Source organism: Polaribacter sp. Asnod6-C07, from assembly GCF_045063625.1.
In the GTDB taxonomy this organism is placed as follows: Bacteria; Bacteroidota; Bacteroidia; order Flavobacteriales; family Flavobacteriaceae; genus Polaribacter; species Polaribacter vadi_A.
Genome location: NZ_JBEFOF010000005.1, coordinates 3,381,938 through 3,402,080 on the forward strand (window position 1 = coordinate 3,381,938; position 20,143 = coordinate 3,402,080).

General features: G+C 26.9%; 17 protein-coding genes. 3 read left to right on the forward strand and 14 right to left on the reverse strand.

Going from position 1 to position 20,143, the window contains the following annotated elements; translation table 11 throughout:
• Entirely contained in the window at positions 1-1,200 is a 1,200-nt protein-coding gene (locus tag ACJJVK_RS14740; protein WP_405567310.1) for a hypothetical protein, read from the forward strand.
• The gene (locus ACJJVK_RS14745; RefSeq protein WP_405567312.1) at positions 1,194-2,708 is read left to right on the forward strand and encodes a glycoside hydrolase family 2 TIM barrel-domain containing protein; all 1,515 of its coding nucleotides are present in this window, start codon (positions 1,194-1,196) and stop codon (positions 2,706-2,708) included. The genes ACJJVK_RS14740 and ACJJVK_RS14745 overlap by 7 nt, the downstream gene beginning before the upstream one ends.
• A 2-nt stretch (positions 2,709-2,710) precedes the next feature.
• Here ACJJVK_RS14745 and ACJJVK_RS14750 read toward each other — a convergent pair whose 3' ends face one another.
• Positions 2,711-3,892, reverse strand: coding sequence for a glycosyltransferase (locus ACJJVK_RS14750; RefSeq protein ID WP_405567315.1), 1,182 nt, complete (start codon positions 3,890-3,892; stop codon positions 2,711-2,713).
• Between the two features lie 93 nt (positions 3,893-3,985).
• Complete coding sequence (locus tag ACJJVK_RS14755) at positions 3,986-5,248, reverse strand: sugar isomerase (protein WP_405567317.1); 1,263 nt, start codon at positions 5,246-5,248, stop codon at positions 3,986-3,988.
• Between the two features lie 155 nt (positions 5,249-5,403).
• On the opposite strand from ACJJVK_RS14755, the gene ACJJVK_RS14760 reads away from it, so the two are divergent.
• Positions 5,404-7,494: a tetratricopeptide repeat protein gene (locus ACJJVK_RS14760; protein ID WP_405567320.1), complete on the forward strand. Its 2,091-nt coding sequence runs from the start codon at positions 5,404-5,406 to the stop codon at positions 7,492-7,494.
• Between the two features lie 38 nt (positions 7,495-7,532).
• On the opposite strand, the gene ACJJVK_RS14765 is transcribed toward ACJJVK_RS14760, so the two are convergent.
• From ACJJVK_RS14765 to ccoS, 12 genes are all read right to left on the reverse strand, one after another.
• Positions 7,533-9,977, reverse strand: coding sequence for a DUF4114 domain-containing protein (locus ACJJVK_RS14765; RefSeq protein ID WP_405567323.1), 2,445 nt, complete (start codon positions 9,975-9,977; stop codon positions 7,533-7,535).
• 114 nt (positions 9,978-10,091) lie between these two features.
• The gene (locus tag ACJJVK_RS14770) at positions 10,092-10,799 is read right to left on the reverse strand and encodes a LytR/AlgR family response regulator transcription factor (RefSeq protein WP_405567326.1); all 708 of its coding nucleotides are present in this window, start codon (positions 10,797-10,799) and stop codon (positions 10,092-10,094) included.
• A 119-nt stretch (positions 10,800-10,918) separates the two neighbouring features.
• Complete coding sequence (locus ACJJVK_RS14775; RefSeq protein ID WP_405567329.1) at positions 10,919-12,640, reverse strand: ATP-binding protein; 1,722 nt, start codon at positions 12,638-12,640, stop codon at positions 10,919-10,921.
• On the reverse strand, positions 12,640-13,179 hold the full coding sequence (locus ACJJVK_RS14780) for a heme NO-binding domain-containing protein (RefSeq protein ID WP_215996070.1): 540 nt from the start codon (positions 13,177-13,179) through the stop codon (positions 12,640-12,642). Before ACJJVK_RS14780 ends, ACJJVK_RS14775 begins: the two co-directional genes overlap by 1 nt.
• Before the next feature lie 4 nt (positions 13,180-13,183).
• Complete coding sequence (locus tag ACJJVK_RS14785) at positions 13,184-13,597, reverse strand: response regulator (protein ID WP_405567332.1); 414 nt, start codon at positions 13,595-13,597, stop codon at positions 13,184-13,186.
• Positions 13,598-13,717: 120 nt separating this feature from the next.
• Entirely contained in the window at positions 13,718-14,419 is a 702-nt protein-coding gene (locus ACJJVK_RS14790; RefSeq protein ID WP_405567335.1) for a sulfite exporter TauE/SafE family protein, read from the reverse strand.
• Positions 14,419-14,865: a FixH family protein gene (locus ACJJVK_RS14795; RefSeq protein WP_405567338.1), complete on the reverse strand. Its 447-nt coding sequence runs from the start codon at positions 14,863-14,865 to the stop codon at positions 14,419-14,421. Before ACJJVK_RS14795 ends, ACJJVK_RS14790 begins: the two co-directional genes overlap by 1 nt.
• 137 nt (positions 14,866-15,002) lie before the next feature.
• Positions 15,003-16,424 carry a cytochrome c oxidase accessory protein CcoG gene (gene ccoG / locus ACJJVK_RS14800; RefSeq protein ID WP_405567341.1) on the reverse strand — a complete coding sequence of 474 codons (1,422 nt, stop codon included), beginning with the start codon at positions 16,422-16,424 and terminating at the stop codon, positions 15,003-15,005.
• Between the two features lie 87 nt (positions 16,425-16,511).
• The gene (locus ACJJVK_RS14805) at positions 16,512-17,369 is read right to left on the reverse strand and encodes a cbb3-type cytochrome c oxidase N-terminal domain-containing protein (RefSeq protein ID WP_405567344.1); all 858 of its coding nucleotides are present in this window, start codon (positions 17,367-17,369) and stop codon (positions 16,512-16,514) included.
• Positions 17,370-17,382: 13 nt separating this feature from the next.
• Positions 17,383-17,550: a cytochrome C oxidase subunit IV gene (locus ACJJVK_RS14810; protein ID WP_068359046.1), complete on the reverse strand. Its 168-nt coding sequence runs from the start codon at positions 17,548-17,550 to the stop codon at positions 17,383-17,385.
• 3 nt (positions 17,551-17,553) lie between these two features.
• Positions 17,554-19,749, reverse strand: a complete 2,196-nt coding sequence (gene ccoN / locus ACJJVK_RS14815) for a cytochrome-c oxidase, cbb3-type subunit I (RefSeq protein WP_405567346.1) — start codon at positions 19,747-19,749, stop codon at positions 17,554-17,556.
• Between the two features lie 22 nt (positions 19,750-19,771).
• A complete protein-coding gene (ccoS, locus tag ACJJVK_RS14820) occupies positions 19,772-19,936 on the reverse strand; it encodes a cbb3-type cytochrome oxidase assembly protein CcoS (protein ID WP_405567348.1) in 165 nt (54 codons plus the stop codon).
• Positions 19,937-20,143: the final 207 nt, after the last annotated feature.

The following is a 20,143-nucleotide window of genomic DNA, read 5'->3' on the forward strand; positions in this document are numbered from 1 at the left end:
ATGTTTAAAAAAGTTTTTTTACTACTTTTCTTACAACTTATAATTGTTTCTTTTAATGCACAAGAAACAAATGCTGTGCTGTTATCAAAAAAAACAACTTACACAGTACATGAAAATATTAAACTAGAATTTAATATAAAAAACGACACTTTAATTAAACTATATTGTACCAATAGTTATGGTTCAATCTTGCTAAAACCAACAATTTTAAAAGACAAAATTTCTTTCGATATTCCAAAGTTTTTATCAAAAAAAAGAGGAATACTATACTGGAAAACAATTAACTACAAAGAAACCATTTCTGGAAAAATTTCTATTTCCTCTCAACAACAACCCAGAACTTTAGAGACTTATATTGGCCCACCAAGTATAGATGCAGGTGGTTTAGATTACACAATGTTGGTTGTAATACCTACTGATAGTTTAGACAACCCTATATTAGATAATAGTAATGTTGACGTTAAATATCAGTTCTTAAAATCAGAAAGAAAAGTACCAATTAAAACTAAAAACCTTATTGCTTATAGAAATATTTATTCGCCTCGTAAAAGTGGTAGAATGATTGTTTCATCAGAATCTTATGGTTTAAATTCTAAAGAATTTGATGTAAATATTATGCCAGCTATTGCTACTAATTTTAAAATTTACTATCATAGAAATCATGATTATGCAGATGGCAATCAAATAACCACTTTTTATACATCAATAATAAAAGATAAAAACAAAAATATTGTAAGTGATGGTAGTTATATTGAGTTTTACATCACCAATAAAAAAGGTGGTATTTTAAAAGCTTCTGGTACCACTATAAATGGTGTAGCTCACACAAAAATAATACATCCAGATTTTGAAGAAAGCTGGAAAGTTCAAGCGTTTTTTATAGGTATTTCTCAAAGTAATGTTATTAATTTAACCTATAAAAAAGTTATTGAAGATTTTAATACTCAGTTTTTTGATAGTAATAGAGAAATAAAAATAGGACCTTTAACTAGTTTTATGGATCAATTGATACCTGATGGTTTAGCTGTTAAACTTTTTATTTATAAAGAAAATAAAATTGTAGGAGAACTGTTTAAAGAATCTAATCAAGGTTACGCTTCGTTTTATTTAAACCCTAATATATATGAAAATGGTTCTTATAAAATGGTAGTAGAAACAGCAGGAATTAAAAAAGAATATAACAATATTAAACTATGGTAAGTACAAATAAAAAAATTCTTAGAGTAGCTTTAATGTTAACCTATACGTTTATCATTTTTATTCTTTTATTTTTACTAAGCTCTCTTTATACTTATTTTAATACTGGTGCAGATAGAAGTGCTATGCTGCATACAGAAGTAAAAAAAGTAGACCAATATTTACCAAAAGTAGATTGGAAAGAAAATGGTAATGAAGGTAGAGAAATTAGCGATCAAAAAGTAGCCGAAATTTTAAACGATTATTTAGATTCCTGGTATGTAAAACAAGCTTCTTTTTTATCTAACACAAGGTTAGGTATAGATGATTATTTTACTAAAAATGCAAGAAAAAACATTTTTAATATTATAGATTACAACAAAGAAAATAATATTTCTATAGAGTCTACAACATTAAAACATAATTTAGATTTAGAGTTTTTTAGTGAAGATGGTCAACTAATTGTTTTAAAAGACAATGATGTTGTTGAGTATAAAAAGACGCTAAAAAATAATGAAATTATAATGGAAACTTCTGAAATTTCTGATTACAAAGCTGTTTTACTTTTAGAAGATGGTTTTTGGAGAATTAGACATTTAGTAAAAGAAGCAACCAAAGATTTTGATAAAACTACAACAGCTGCTCAATTTGATTTTACTACTCTAAAAGGAATTAATTATTATCCACAAGCTACTCCTTGGGATATGTATGGAGATCAGTTTGATATAAATATCATTAAAAATGATTTTAAAATTATTAACGATGCAAAATTAAATTCGATAAGAATTTTTGTACCCTATGCAGATTTTGGTAAGGCAAATGTTAAAGAAGATAAGCTGCAAAAACTACAACTAGTATTAGATGCTGCTTTAGAGGTTGATTTAAAAGTAGTAGTTACTTTATTTGATTTTTATGGGAATTACAATGTATTAGATTGGACTTTAAACCACAGACATGCAGAAAAAATTGTAGATAGATTTAAAGATCATAAAGCTATAATTGCTTGGGATGTTAAAAATGAACCCAATTTAGATTTTGATTCTAGAGGTAAAGCAAATGTAATTGCTTGGCTAGAATTTATGATTATAACTATTAAAGAGATTGATAAAAATCATCCTATTACAATAGGCTGGTCTAATGTAGAAAGTGCAACAATTCTTAAAGATCAATTAGATATCATTTCTTTTCATTACTATGAAGATATATCTGATTTAGAACAACAATACTTAGCTTTAAAAACTAAAATTAAAGACAAACCTATTGTTTTACAAGAATTTGGCTTGTCTTCTTATGGTGGTTTCTGGAGACCTTTTGCAAGTTCAGAAAAAAAGCAAGCTGAGTATTATAAAGAAATACAAAAAGTCCTGACAAAGAATTCAATTTCTTTTATGTCATGGACTTTGTATGATTTTGATGTAGTACCTAAAGAAGTTTTAGGAAGATTACCTTGGCGAACTAATCCTCAGAAAAAATTCGGTTTTATAAATAATAAAGGCGAAAAAAAATTATCTTATAAATACATTTCTAATTAATATTATTTTTTTCTTTCTATAATCTTAAAAAATTCATCTAAATAAATATCTGTAATTCTTTGCATTGGGTAAGCTGTTGCAGCTTTATAATTTGTTTCTCCTAATTCAATTCTATAAGCATCATTAGTAACAATTGCTTTAATCGCTTTCGCTAAACTTTCTACACTTTCTGGCTCAAAAAACTCACCTCTATAACCTTCATCTTCTATTAAAGTAGTTAAATCTCCTAAATTTGGCATTACTACTGCCCTACCATAACTACCTGCTTGATGTAAAACTCCAGAACTACCAGTTGTTGATGTATAAGGAAAAACGACTACTGCACTTTCAGTAAAAATAGACTCTACCTCTACTTCTTCTACATAACCTGTAAAAGTTAATTGTGGCACGTGTTTATAAGTTTCTTGTGCATTTGCTAAATAACCAGGTACATTTGGGTTATCTGTACCAGCAATTACTATTTCTAAATCTAAACCTGTTTCTTTTCTTACCAACTCAACAGCTTCTATCATAGATTCTACTTTTTTGTAAGTACCAAACTTACCAAAAGTCATCACTTTTAAAGGTCCAGTAGGTAGTTTTTGAGATGGATTTGGTGGTATTTCAAAAGTACCATGAGGTATCATTTTTACATTATCAATCTCATATTTATTTTTTAAAGTGGTTACATATTTATCCATAGTAACAGTAACTAAATCTGCTTTTAAAATTAACTTAGTTAATGTTGTACCTATAAAATTATATACCTTTTGTGCTAATTTATTTGATGTAAAACCTGCGCTTTCTAAATCTACTTGTTCTAAAATATTATGTAATAATACAATTGTAGGAATCTTTTTCATTCTACAAACCATTGGTATACATAAACCTAAAGCTGCAGCTACTTTTTTATCACCAAATTTCATAAATTGTAAATTAAACAAAATTGTATCTGGTTTTGTTGCATTTATAGCTTTAGTAACATTAATAATGTTTGTGTAGCTATTAAATTTCCAACATTCTTTTACAATGATTTTACAACCATTTTCAGTAAAATGAATGTCTTTTTCACCTTCTGTTTTATCACAAAGTAAAATTAGTTCAGTTACTTTTTCACTTTGTCTAAAACTTTTAACTAAATGATATGCATATTCAGTTAATGTTACTTTACTTGGGGGGTAAGCTGTTACAATAGCTAGTTTCATAGTAGTTGTTTTTAATAATTTTTAAATTTAAAAAAATCTAAAAAATTTATATTTATAAATTGTTTAAAGACAGAAATCTTTAGTTAAATGGTGTTATTGTTTAGATTTTGCTAATCGTTCTTTAAAGTTAGATAAAAAGAAAAAACTTAATTGCATAATCAATAATAATATCATAGTTAATATTTGCACATGTACTACTTGCTCTAAAGAATCATGATAAAAAATGATGAAAACAACTTGCATCATACCAAATAAACCAGACAATACAACTGGTATATATTTATCTAATGACAAATAGTAATAGGCAAATATATTTGATACCGCAAAAATACCAGTAGCCAAAGCATATTTCCATAATAAAGGAGCTATAGAAACATATTCACCACCAAAAAGTATTCCTATAATTTGATTCGGAAAAAAGAAACAACTTATAATAATAGTAGCAGCAATTGCAGCTATATAACTTACATATTTCATTAAAATTGGTAATGTAGATTTACCTTCTTTTTTTAATTGAATTACGGTTGGTAATAATAGCATTACAAACATCCAAGCAATAAAATATACTACTCTACCAATTAATGCTAATGAAGCGTATAAACCTGCATCAACAGAATTAAAATAATGTTTTACTAATAAAATATCGCTATTATTAATAATGATTTGAGTTAATTCATAAAATGCAGTAATTATAAAAAAGTTTCTAACTAATTTTCTTTCTGTGTCTTCTAATTTAATCGATTTAAAAAAAGAAATATTTTTTGTTTTAAAAGGAAATAAAGCAATGATAAAAGAACAAAAAATACCAATTGATATTAATATTGATGATTCAATATCTAACAACCAAAAAAGTAAAAAAGTGATTAACAATCTGCTAATCATTTCTCCTTGATAAGTGATTGAAAGAGAATTAAGTTCTTTTTTACCTTGAAAAATACCTCTATTTACACTCATTAAAAAGTAAAAAGGGATTCCTAAACCAAAAACCACAAACATTGTTGCTGTAGTTGTTCTAAAGAATATTTGTAGTTGGGTAGAAAACAACACTACAAGTAAACCTAAAATTACACCTACAATTGTAGAGTTTTTAAACATTTTAGATATAAAATTATTAAAAACTGTGCCTTCGAATAAAACTGAGAATTTTGCAGTAACCAACTGAAACGTCATGGCTACAAAAGATAAAACAAGCAAAAAAGTGATTAAAATTGCAGCATCTGCAAATTTTTCTGGGCCTAAATATCTTCCTAAGATTAAATTGTATAAATAATTACCACCATTTACAAGCAAAACGCTTAACATAAATACTTGTTCTGGTTTTACTTTTTTTAGCAATGTTTTGAGGGACGAAATCATACTAATAATTTTAAATATTGTTTGATTTAATTTTTTATTAAATTAATATAAATATCATACAGAAACAAATTTTTAAACTATTATATTAAACAAAAAACAATTACCTTTATTTCTGATAATTAAATTCAATTATTTAACCTCCAATAAAAAGTTCTATGCGTTTAAAATTTATTTCATTTTTCATCTTATTTATATTGAGCCTCAATTGTTTTACACAAGAAATGAAAGAAGGTTTTACTTATTTAGAAACAGGTAAATACAAAAAAGCTGAAGTTTTTTTCAAACAAGTATTAAAAGAATATCCAACTAATAAAACAGCTAGATTATGTTATGGTAGAGCTGTAGGTTTAAATGGTGATGCAGAAAAAGCTGTAGGTATTTTTGTAAATTTATTAAAAGATTATCCTACAGATTTTGAAGTTAAATTAAATTATGCAGAATCTCTTTTATGGAGTGCAAATTACCCAGATGCAAAAGTCTATTATCAAAAATTATTAAAAGAAAATGATAAAAGTTTCGCTGCGCTTTTAGGTTATGCAAATACTTTATCTAATTTAAAAGAATATAAAAATGCCTTAATAAATGTTGATAAAGCTTTAGAAGTGTTACCTGGTAACCCAAATGCACTGGTTTCTAAAAAATATATGCGTTTAGGTTTAGCAAATACGCTAGTTACAGACCAAAAATATAAAGAAGCAGAAAATCTTTTAAAAGAGAATTTTAAATCATTTAAAGATGATAAGGAAACCCTTTTAAATTTAGCCAATTTATATTTAATTTCTAATCAGTTTAATAAAGCAGAAGAAGTTTATCAAAAATTAAAAAAAGATAATCTACTTACTTCTTTAAACGGAATTTCTTTAGTATATCATTTAAGAGAAGATGATAAAAAAGCTTTAGAAATTAGTAATGAAGCTGTTAAAAACATTACTCCTGAAACTGATAAAGACCTAAAAAAACAAACTACAGAAAGAAATATACAGGCGTTAATTTGGAATAAAAAATATAAAGAAGCAGATACAGCAATTAATGAATTAATAGAAAATAGCAAACCAATAGAAAATTGGATGTTAAGTTTAAGAGCAACTCTTAATATTTATAAGAGTGATTTTAAAAAGAGTATTGCCGATTATAATTTAATTTTAGAAAAAGATAGTGCTTCTTTTGATGGTAACCTTGGTAAAGCAAATGCATTAAAAGCTTCTGGTTATTATAACAATGCCTACACTAGTGCAGAAAACACCTTAAAATTTTACGATAAACAAAAAGATGCTACTAATTTTATAAAACAGTTAGATTTAAGTTTTACACCAAATTTTGAAGGTAAAGCTGCATATTCTTATGATAATGGTAATAATGAAGCTTATTCATATACTGCTAACATAGAAATTCCTTTTTCTACAAAATTTAAAGTTTTAGCAAATTATAATTTTAGAACAACATCTAACAGTGTTACAGATTTAAAAGCTTCATCTAATAACTTGTTATTAGGTGCATCATATCAATTACTAAATAATTTAACTTTAAAAGGTACTTTAGGAGTTACTGCATCAGATTCAGAAGTAAATAAATACAATCAATTAATTGCAGATATTTCATTACAAATAAAACCATTTAAGCTTCAAAATTTAGAAGTTGGTTATAAAAGAGATATACAAAGTTTTAATGCAGAATTATTAGATAGAGAAATTGTACAGAATAATATTATCGTGAACTATAGTCTAAATACCAATTTTAATTTAGGTTGGTTTAGTCAATATTATTATACTTTTCAAAATGATGATAATGCAAGAAATTTATTATTTACCTCTTTGTATTATAATATTTTAGCAAAACCATCAATAAAAGGAGGTATCAATTATCAATATATATCATTTAAAAATCAAGTACCAACCATTTACTTTAGTCCTAGTAAATTTAATGCTGTAGAAGTTTTTGTTAATTTAATAAAAGATGAAGCTGCTGCAAAAAAGAAAGAATGGTTTTATGGCCTAACTGCAGCAACTGGTTTACAGTATATTGAGGATGATGACCAACAAAGTACTTATAGAATTCAAGGTAATCTTGGTTATAAGTTTTCTGAACGTGCATTAATTAATTTTTATGGCCTACAAAGTAATATTGCTTCTGCAGTTGCAACTGCTGGTTCTGCAGGTTTTACATATACTGAGTTTGGTTTACGTTTTAAATGGTACTTTTTAGCTAAACCTTTCTATAAAAAAGAAAAGACTAAAGATAAACTTTAGTCTCTTCAATAAAATTAGGGATTTTTATTTATAAAATATTATTGTCTTATTACAAAAGTTCCTTTGTAAGTTTTATTAGAATCATCTTTTAATACGAATTTATAAATACCTGTACCTAAAGAAGGAGCAGTATAACTTACTTTATTGTTTGTACTTGAAGTATCTAAATTTTTAAAATCTACTACCCTACCTAATAAATCAAAAACTTTAATTTGAACAGCACTAGATATAGTTGGTAATACTATAGTTGTAGTACTTGAAAAAGGATTTGGATAGTTTAAAACTTTACTTTCATCTAATATTGAAAATTCTTCTGTAGATAATACACTATTAGAAGCACTTAAAGATAGGTTGTCTATTGTTAAATTGAATGTTTTAAATGTAGAATAATCACCAATTACTGAAAAAACAATTGTTTTAATGTTTTTAATTTCTGCTGATGTTCCATTTGCATCTTTAAACATATCAAAAGAAAGACTCATTTCATTTTTATCAGAATTTACTGGTATTGTATATCTTAATCTATTATCCCAAGTTCTATCATCTTCTTGCATAATTACAATTTCTACAGGTTGATTATTAGAAATTTTAAAGTTCATAAAATTAAATTCAGTAGCTTCTAAAGTTTGATCTCCAGGTAAAAGGTGTCTGAATAAATTAATGTTTCCTTTTACATTACCTGTTAAAGATATATTTCTATCTACATCAAAATTATTATCATCATAAACCCTTTCTTCTGTTGTAATGTTAAATTCGTTTACTTCTGCTAAATCTTCTAAATAATCTAATCCCCAAGGACCGTCTGCTAAGTATAAAGCATCTTTTTGTAGAGAAGAAGCTGTTTCTAAAGAAAAACCAATATCAAACAAAACACCAGTTTCTATTTTTAAAACTTCGTTATAATTACCTGTTAAAGTAAATGTTTCTCTAACTTCTTGATGATTTGAAACTTCTGTATTTGCAATACTCCCTACAAAATCTACAGATGTTTCATTTGTTTTGTTTACAATTTGTAATTCTATTACACCATTTAAATATTTACCAGATTTTACAAAAACATTAGGTAAAACTTGGTCTACTTTAGTGCTTTTTAAACCATTTAATTCAGTATGAGTATCAATAATATGATTTGCAATTGTGAAGACTTGTGAAAAAGAACTTCCCCAAATTTGAAAGTTTTGATAATCTCCTTCTGGATATTGTTCAATATTCCAAAAGCTGAACAACTCAAAATCATCAGAATCAGTTTTTATAGAAAAACTAAGGGTATGTTCTAATTCTCCTGTAGCTCTTTTAATAGAACTTGCTATTATTTGATGTCCTCTTGTTTGTATTGTTCTAATATCCTCTAAACTAGAATTGTTTAAACGATCACAGATTATTTTAGAATGGTCATATATTTTACCTTCTGTAGTTGTTGCTAATACTGCAGAAACTCTTTTTTCTCCTAGATACATATCTAAAGAAAAAATCTCTTTAGCATTTGTAATATCTAATAAGTCTTCTGGGCTAGAAACTTTTGCAACTTCTGTTTTATACATACCAGTTTCTGGTAAATATTCTGCTAAACTTATTGTATTAGATTTTGAATTATATGCTGCTTTAGAATATTTTTCTTGATTTTCTTTCTTATTATAATTATTCTTAACTTTTTCTCTTGTAAAATTTCTTTTTGCAATTAAGTTAGCTAAAGAACCATTACTTTCTAAACCACCATCGTTAGCAGATGTTATATTATCATCTTCTGTAACTTCAGTTAAATTATCTGTAATTATGGCTGTGTAAGGACTTGCAGTTACATAAAAAATAGCATCATTAAAATCATCATCAGAACCATAATCTCTTCTTAAATCTTCAAAACCTAAAATTACTCTTTCGTTATCTGGGTCTGCTAATAAAACATTATGGTTTCTTAACTCTTCATTATTCTCTGGATTAAAATCTGGATTAGAATATAATCTCCAATTACCCCAACCAACAGCTTCTGTAGTTTGGCTCCATCCATTTGCAATTAAAACCCAACCAATACCTGTTCCAGCTTCAAAGTTTCCAATTTTTACTTTATCACCAACTTGCAGTCCACCCCCACTATGTAAAGCAGAAGCATTAGGAAAAATTATAGTTATATCTTGTAATGCTGGCGATTCTGTAAGTGGGCTATCTAAATCGTAAGTATAAAAGCCTAAAGTATTTTTAAATCCTGCACCTTCACTAACAAATGTTACCCAAACATCTGCCTTTTCATTTAATTTAATATCTGTATCATAACCAGCAGTTATGTATTGTGGATTGTAATCTGGTACTGGATAATTTTCTGGTAACGACTTGTTAATCATTTCTAAAGTTTCATTAGAAACAACATCTCTTTCTGATTCTAAATATAATGGAACTCCGATGTTAGAATATTCGCCTAAGTAACTGTAAGTTTGTGCTTTTAATACACTTACGAATGTAATTGTAAGAATTAATAATAGTTTTTTCATGGTGGATTTATTTTTTATACCACAAAAATAAAAACTATTTAAAATCTAAAATTTGATTTTTCGTTATTTACATTTTATCTATAGATAAAATAAAATTAAGTGAAGATTAATGTTTTAAAGTAAATCTAAACGTTTCATTAATTCTGGTCTTTTAGACCTACTGATTGGTATAACATCTTTTTTTATTAAGACACTGTTGTCTTCTATATCAATGATCTTTTTTATATTTATAACATACGATCTATGAATTTTTAAAAACAATGATTCTGGTAATTTTTCTTCAATTTTCTTTAATGTAGAATGAACAATATAATTTTTATCATCTGTTTTAATTTGAATATAATCTCCTTTAGCTTCTACCAAATATATAGATGATAAATCTATTTTTATTAGACGTCTATTTATATTTACATAAAAATCATTAGAAACATCTTTTTCTTGAGTGCCTGAGGATTTTTTTATTAAAGGTATTCTTTTATTTTCTGCTTTTTTAATTGCTTTTGTAAAACGAGCTAGTTCTATTGGTTTTAATAAATAATCTACTATAAAATCATATTCAAAAGCTTGTAAAGCAAATTTTGGGTCTGAAGTAGATAATATAATATTTGGTGGATTTTTTAATGATTTTATAAAATCTAAACCACTAAAATTCGGCATATGAATATCTAAAAATATTAAATCTACAGTATTTTCATTTAAGAATTTTATGGCCTGTATTGCATCAGAAAAATCATCAACAATTTCTAAATTATTGAATTCTTTACACAGCGTTTTAATAATTTCTCTAGCTGTTTTTTCATCATCAACAATAATACATTTCATAGTAATCTATTTTTTTTATTAAAATTAAATAATTTTAATGATAATTACTATTATTTTTAGTGAAATCTACAATTTTTGGTTTACCAAATGCTATTTTTTTAATAATAGCTTGATTATTTTTATTCTTTTTTAATTGTAAAATGAAAAGTAGTTCCTTTACCAAGTTCAGATTCTACCCAAATTTCTCCTTTATAAATATCTATAATTTTCTTTACTATAGATAAACCTATTCCTGTGGAATCTTCGGATATTTTTAGTGATTGGAAAATCTTAAAAATTTTATCAAAATGTCTATTTTCTATACCTATTCCATTATCTATAACAGAAAATTTATAAAACTCTCCTTGATCTTTAAAATCTACATTTATAAATGCATTTTCTTTGTCACTAAATTTAATTGCATTACCTATTAAGTTTTGAAAAAGTTGCTCAAATTTTACACTATCACCTTGAACAATAGGAAGAGTATTTAATACATTTATGCTTATAATATCTGGCACATACATTGTATTAATAAGGTTTTTTACCAAATCATTTAAATTAACCTTGTCATTATCTTTGGCATTTGTATTTATACTCGAAAACTTTAGAATATCTGTAATTAAATTCTCCATTTTCTCTAAAGTTAAATCGATATTATCAAAATTTTCTAAACTATTTTCATCAAATTTATCTTCATTATCCATTTTTATCCAAGTTGCAAGAGCGGATATACTTCTTAATGGTGATTTTAAATCGTGAGAAACAATATGTGCATATTCTTTAAGTTCATCATTACTTCTTCTTAACTCTGCTACTAAATCTTTATTTTCTTGTTCAACTTTAATTCGTTCTTTTAAGTTAATAGCACTCTTTAATTGTAAAGAAACAAGGTTTGCAATATTTTCTATGGTTTTTTTATGTTCTAGAGTAAAGTAATTTTTATGTTCATGTTCTGCATCTATAACTCCAATAACTTCACCATCACTAATAATTGGCACTGTAATTTCTGAAGACCTTATTTTATCTTCATAAATATATCTTTTATCTTTAGAAGTGTCATTAATAATTTCTGATATACCTGTTAATGCTACACTACCAGAAATACCTTTACCTAGTGGTAAAATTCCGTTATTATAAACTTTATTACTACCATTAACTTTTTCGCCATAAGCAGCAATTTGATCTAAAGTATTATTTTCTTTATTTACCAAGTAAAGTACACAATCGTTATTACCTAAATAATTGGCAATATTGCTAGAAATTTCCCAAGCAATTTCACTTAAATCTTCTTTTCCTAAAACAGATTTAGCAGTATTATTTACTAAATCTAAAACTAATTGTTCTTCTCTCTGCTTGGTTACATCTCTAACAATACCTTGTGCTGCAATGGGTTTATTATTCTTATCATAAATTATACTAGCATTTATATTCACCCATTTAATTTTATTGTTTTTTGACGTAACTCTTGCACTAAAATTAGAAAAACGACCTTTATTTAATAGTTCAAAAAAAGATTTTACTGCATAATCGTAATCTTCTTTATATATTAAATCTAGTACATTAACTTCTGTTTCTTTTGGGTTAAAACCAAAAAGGGTCTCTGCAACATCATTCATTTTAAGAACACTACCATTAATTGCCATTACTAAATAAGCATCATTAATGTTCTCGAAAACACCTTTTAACTGAGAACTTTTTTCATCTAACAAACCCTCTAACTTTTTATTTACTTCTTTTAATTGTTGTGAAGTATTATAAAGCGTTAAAGATTTTTCTTCGAGAATTTTTTCAGCTTGTTTTCTGGCGGTTTTTTGCCTTAAAAGTGCTCTTTCTAATATGTCAATTTTATCTTGACTCATTAATTTTTTGTAATTACAAAACGAACTTCTGTACCATCTTCTTTAATTTTTTCTAGCACAATTTCTGCAGAACTATTAAAATGTTCGAATGTTTTATTCATTAAACCCAAACCAAAATGATGCATGGCTCTACTTGACTTATAAATAAGTGTTAATGAATTTTTTGTTTTTTCTTCTAAAATAAAAACAGGTAATTCTGCATCTGGATATATTTTTCTAACTTCTATATGAATATGATTTTCTATTGAAGATATCATTTCTATAGGATCTTTGTAGGTAGCTAATAAACCAGGGTAACTTTTTTCTATGACACTAAAAAAATGTTCTGCATAAACTAATAATAAATCATCTATAGAAACACCAGTATTATTACTTAAATGTTGTAAAAGTTGTAACATTTCAGAAAAACTATAGGTACCAATAGAAGTATAAACTCCATTAGATTCTAAATCTGATGAAGTAATAATTTTATCTACCATTTCTATACCAAACTTCTCTTCTACTAATTCTAAAAATTCTGTAAAAACAATACCTTTCATAATTTTATATTTTTAAAAATTCGTTGAAATTCCAATAATTCATTATTGCTTGTATTTTTAACTCGTAATCTTCAAATTTAAGAGGTTTTACTACATAACCTGCAATACCTAATCTATAACATTCTGATATATCATCATTGTTACTTGAAGTGGTTAATATAATTACAGGAATGTGTTTTAAATCTTTTTTCTCTTTAATTATGGTTAAAAATTCAATACCATTCATATCTGGCATGTTTAAGTCTAACAAGATCATACTAGGTATATCTTTTTCTACACAAGACAGTGCTTCTAAACCATTATTTGCAATTGTTAGAACATAATTTTGAAGTTCATTAGAAATAGATTTTTTTAATTTTATTATTTCTATTTTATTATCTTCTACCAATAAAATTTTTAATTTACTTTTATGCATCATAGAATGGTTTAGCCAAGCAAAATTACTTTATTTTTCTAAATAAAGTATATTACAGCAGATAAACACCAAACTAGTGTCGATTAAAATAAATTTAGTGTAGATAAGTAAAACAAAAATTTACTAGTGACATTTAGTTATTGTATCCCCTGCCATTTCTAATATTGGTGCAGGAGAAATATATGGAATACCCAAACCTAACCCTCTAACAATAAAAAAAACACCAATAAATATAACTAAAATAGGTATTACTTTTTGAATTTTATTTCTAAAACTGCCTTTTGTAAAATTTCCTAAATAGACAAAAGCTGTCATTAACGGAATTGTACCTAAGCCAAATAAGAACATATATAAGCTGCCTAAAAAAGCATTAGAAGTTGCTAAAGCTCCAAAAAGTGCCATATATACTAAGCCACAAGGTAAAAACCCATTTAAAAAACCTATTGTAAAAAAAGTGTCATTTCCTTTCTTTTTTAATTCTTTTCCTAAAGCATTTTTAATTTTTAAAATAATAGTACTTATTTTTTTTGATATTGAAAATTTCTGTAAAATTTTAGGAAATAAAATAGATACAATCATTAAAACTCCAACAATTATTGATAGTTGTTGCTGAAAACCAAACAAGTAAAAACCTTTACCTAAAAAACCAAATAAAAGACCTATTAAACTGTAAGTAAACAATCTACCAAAATGATAACTAACAATTTGAAAAAAACCTTTAACTGGTTTTTTTCTATCTACAGGTAACATAAATGCTATTGGCCCACACATACCTATGCAGTGAAAACTACCTAATAAACCAAATATGATTGCAGATAACAACATTAGTAAACAATTTCTTCTTTTAATAAATAATCTTTATTTTTATAGTTCCAATGAATTTTAATGTTCCAGCGACCATCTAATAAACGTTGTTCAGGCACGAGCAAATAATTTTTAGAAATTGAAATAGGTATTTCAAAATCTAATTGTTTATTAGATGGTCTATATAGGAACACTTTTCCTTTAATTTCTTTTGGTTGATATTTTTCTGGAAATTTAATTAACAAACCTTTACTATCTCTTTGAATATTAACTTTATCGTCTAAATTAAATGCATTTTGTTTTGCATCTATTTCTTGCTGATAATTTAATTCTGCTTCGTAATATTTTTCTGTTACTAAATCGTGACTATAGGCATGATCTGTACTCATTGTAATTACAAAATACATTATAAACGCTATAAATGCGATGATAGTTATTACAATACCTGTTCCCCAATTAAATTTCATAATTTCTTATTTTATTTTAGTCTTTGCCTGCATTACTATGTAATCTCTTAATTAATCTATAATAATTAACATACTATTTCACTCGTTCATCAATCGTAAAGATTTTCATTTTTATTAAAAATCTAAGCTTCTAAGATTTATCTATAATTTCTTGGCCCTAAGAAATTTGTTTCTGTTGTTTCAATTAACTTATCACCACTAAAAACACCAATTTCTATATCTATATTATCGTCTTTTAAGACAGATGCATTTAATTCTATAAACAAAGTACCTTCTGCTAAACCTTGTTTTGGCACTACAAAATTGTGATTAGAAACCAGTTTTATTTCTCCATTATGAGATAGAATTTTATAGCTAACATCCTCTATATCTTTTGTAGTTTTATTAATTACTTTGTATGTATAAACATTACTGATAATATTATTTTCTTTATGTTCATACAATTGGCCTGGTAATCTTAAAATGGTTGCTTCTACATTATTTCTTAAGAACAGCATACCAACTAAAATACCAACTAAAATTAATAAAACTGCAGAATAGCCTTTAATTCTTGCACTAAAATGAAATGTTTTTTTCTCTGCAATATTTTCTTCGCTTGCGTACCTAATTAAACCTTTTGGTAGGTTTATACTTTCCATAATATGATCGCATTCATCTATACAAGCAGTACAGTTTACACATTCTAATTGTGTACCATTTCTAATATCTATATTTGTAGGGCAAACAACCACACATTGTTTACAGTCTATACAATCTCCTTTTCCTAAAGCTGCTCTATCTTCATTTTTCTTAAATTTAGATCTACCTTGTTCTCTTTCTCCTCGTTTGTAATCGTAAGCAACATTTATAGTTTTATTATCTAATAAAACACCTTGTAACCTACCATAAGGACAAGCAATTATACATACCTGTTCTCTAAACCAAGCAAACACAAAGTAGAATACACCTGTAAAAATCAATAAAGAAATAAGTGTTCTAATATTATCTAAAGGATTACCTGTTATGTAACTTATTACAGTATCTCCACCAATTAAATAAGCTAAAAACACATTTGCAATTAAAAATGATATTATAAAAAAGATAAACCATTTTAGTAAACGCTTTTTAATTTTTTCTGCATTCCAAGGTTGTTTTTGTAAACGGATTTGTTTTCCTCTATCACCATCAATCCAATACTCTATTTTTCTAAAAACCATTTCCATAAAAATGGTTTGAGGACAAATCCATCCACAGAACAAACGACCAAAAACTACCGTAAATAGAATTACAAATACAACACCTGTAATCATTGAAATTACCAAAAGATGAAAATCTTGTGGCCAAAAAGGAAATCCGAAGATATTAAAACGACGTTCTAATACATTAAAAAGTAAAAATTGATTACCATTTATTTTGATAAAAGGTGCTGACAATAAAAAAATAAGTAAAAAGTAACTTACATAGGTTCTGTACTTGTAAAACTTTCCACTTGGCTTTTTAGGAAAAACCCAAGAACGTTTACCTTCTTCGTTTATAGTACCAATACTATCTCTAAAATGTTCGTTATTGGGTGTTTCCATACTACTATTACTAACTAACTTTTAATTCTTTATTTACTTTTCTATTTAGATTTTCAAAAAATATTAAAGCTTACTTCTATATCTTTTTTAATCAGCTTTCCACACTTCTCCTTGAGGTGCTTTTGGTTTTGCAGGTGTTGTGCCTTGCAAAGACAAAACATAACTAGAAACCTTTGCAATATCTTCTGCTTTTATAGTTTTGTTCCATGCAATCATACCTTTACCATCTCTACCACCTTTAGAAACTGTATTAAAAACATTTTTAATTCCACCACCAAGAATCCAATATTCATCAGTAAGGTTTGGCCCAATAGAACCACCTCCATCTGCTAAATGACAAGAAGCACAGTTTAAATTAAAAACAGCTTTACCTCTTTTTAAATCTTTTTCGTCTGTTAAAAGTTCTAAATTAGCTACATCAAAAACATCTGGTGAAGTTGCTTTGTATTTATTAATTTCTATTCTTGCTTCTGCTACTGCTTTTTCATATTCCATTTCTGGTGTATCACCATCCATTACTTCAAAACGAACTAAGTAAACAACAGCAAATATTATTGTAGCATAGAACATATATACCCACCAAGGTGGAAGAGAATTATCTAATTCTTTAATTCCGTCATAATTATGATCTAAAATAATTTCTTCTTCTTGCTCAACTGCTTTAGCCTTTGTCCAAGATTTTATAATCTTTTTAATCCAAAGATTTGGTGCTTCTGGTGCAATACCATCTTTTTCGTTTTGTAATTCTCTAGCTTTAGTTATAGCTAAAACATTTACATATTCTTTTAAAATCAATACTAAAATAAAACCTATTAAAGCCACCCAAACTAAAGGGTTTTCTAAGAAATTTAATGGTTTTTCATAAGCCATAAAAGACTTTAAAAGTGCAAAAAATGTTATTATTACAAATAATATATAAACTGTAGATTGAATCTTTTTTTTCATTTCTTTTGTTTTTTTAGTGATCTAAAGGAATGTTACTTACCTTATTTATATATTCTTTTTTTGCAGTAAACACCCACCAAAACAAGGCTACAAAAAAGGTAAAGAAGATAATTAATGATATTAATGGGTATATTTCTATACCTGTAATACTTTCCATATGGTTTTTTACAAATTTTAGCATACTTTATTTTTTAGAAATTTGTTGTTCGTCTTTTACTTTAATATCTGTACCTAATCTTTGTAGATAAGCAATAAGAGCAACGATTTCTCTATCTTTCATTTCTACAAATTCTTGCCCATTATCTTTAGCGTATTTTTTATCAGCTTCATAGGTTTTAGCAAAATCAGGATCTTGATATAGGTTCTCTTCAATTTGTTTTCCTTGAGTATCCATTAATGTTTGTGCATTTGCTATTTCTTCATCAGAATAAGGAACACCTAAAGAAACCATAGCTTTCATTTTACCTTCTGTAGATGATTTATCTAACTCACTACGAACTAACCATTTGTAAGCAGGCATTATTGAACCTGGAGATGTACTTTGCGGATCGTACATATGGTTTAAATGCCAGCTATCTGAATATTTAGAACCAATTCTATGTAAATCTGGTCCTGTACGTTTACTACCCCATAAAAATGGATGATCATAAACAAACTCACCTGCTTTAGAATATTCTCCATAACGTTCTACCTCACTTCTAAAAGGACGAATCATTTGAGAGTGACAACCAACACAACCTTCTCTTATATATAAATCTCTACCTTCTAATTCTAAAGGACTATATGGTTTTACACTGCTTATTGTTGGTATATTAGACTCGACTAATAAAGTTGGTATAATCTGTACAATACCACCAATTAGAATTGCAACTGTTGCATAAATTGTTAATTTAATAGGTTTTCTTTCTAACCAAGTATGGTAGCCTTCTCCTTTTGTTCTGTGTTTTGATACTTTTGTTAAAGCTGCAGCTTCTGCTAACTCATCTTCTACTCCTCTACCTTGTTTTACAGTTCTTACAACATTGTAAAGCATTACAATTGCACCAATAATAAACATTGTACCACCAATTGCACGCATCCAATACATAGGTATAATTTCATTTACAGTTTCTAAGAAATTACCATAAGTTAAAGAACCATCAGGGTTAAATTGTTTCCACATAGAAGCTTGTACAAAACCAGCTACATACATAGGTAATGTATATAAAATAATACCTAAAGTACCAATCCAGAAATGGAAATTTGCTAATGCTTTAGAGTATAATGTAGTTTTAAACATTCTAGGAATTAACCAATACAACATCCCAAAAGTAAAGAAACCATTCCAAGCTAATGCACCAACATGAACGTGAGCAATAATCCAATCAGAAAAGTGAGCAATTGCATTTACATTTTTAAGAGATAGCATTGGGCCTTCAAAAGTTGCCATACCATAACCAGTAATTGCAACAACCATAAATTTTAAAGTTGGGTCTGTTCTTACTTTATCCCAAGCACCTCTTAAAGTTAATAATCCATTTATCATACCTCCCCAAGAAGGAGCTATTAACATAACAGAAAAAGCAACCCCTAAATTCTGCGCCCAGTTTGGTAATGATGTATATAATAAATGATGTGGTCCTGCCCAGATGTAAATAAAAATCAAAGACCAAAAATGTACAATAGATAATCTATAAGAATATACAGGTCTATTTGCAGCTTTGGGTACAAAATAATACATTAAACCTAAAAAAGGTGTTGTTAAGAAAAATGCTACAGCATTATGACCATACCACCATTGAACTAATGCATCTTGTACACCTGCATAAACAGAATAACTTTTTAAGAAACTAACAGGTAATTCTAAACTATTAAAAATATGAAGCACTGCAACTGTTACAAATGTTCCTAAATAGAACCAAATAGCAACATATAAATGACGTTGTCTTCTTTGTAATATAGTCCAAATCATATTTACACCAAAAGCTACCCAAACTAAAGCAATTGCAATGTCTATTGGCCATTCTAATTCAGCATATTCTTTAGATGTTGTATAACCTAAAGGCAATGTAATTGCGGCTGCTACAATAATAGTTTGCCATCCCCAGAAATTAAAATTGCTTAAAAAATTACTAGCCATTCTTGCTTTTAATAATCTTTGCAATGAGTAATAAACCCCAGCAAAAATTGCATTACCCACAAAAGCAAAAATCACTGCATTTGTATGTAATGGTCTTAATCTACCAAAACTTAACCAAGAAATTCCGTCTGTTAAATTTGGGAATAAAAACATAAAAGCTAAAAGTAAACCTACACTAAAACCTACTATCCCCCATAGAAGTGTAGCGTAGATAAACTTTTTGACTATTTTATTGTCATAATAAAATTGTTGCATTTCCATAAATTGATGTTTAAAAGTCTAATTAATTTTTATTGTTTTCTTTTACAAGTTCATCATCAAACAACATTCTTACAGAAGGCGTATAAGAATCATCATACTGCCCTTTTTTTACTGAATAAATAAATGCGATAAAGAATACAATTGCCACTAAAATACTTAGTGCTAGTAGTAGGTATATTACGCTCATATCTTGCCTGATAATTAATACACCAAAAGTAGTTTTGATTACTTTTTTAAAATATGACTTTTATCATATTCTAATTTTTTTTCAAAAAAAAAGCAGCATATCATCTGGATATGCTGCTTTCTTTAAAATTACAATCTTTTTAGAATAGTTTAAACTAATCTAAAATGAGCCAAAAACAAATGTGATACTTAAAATAAAAATTGAAAA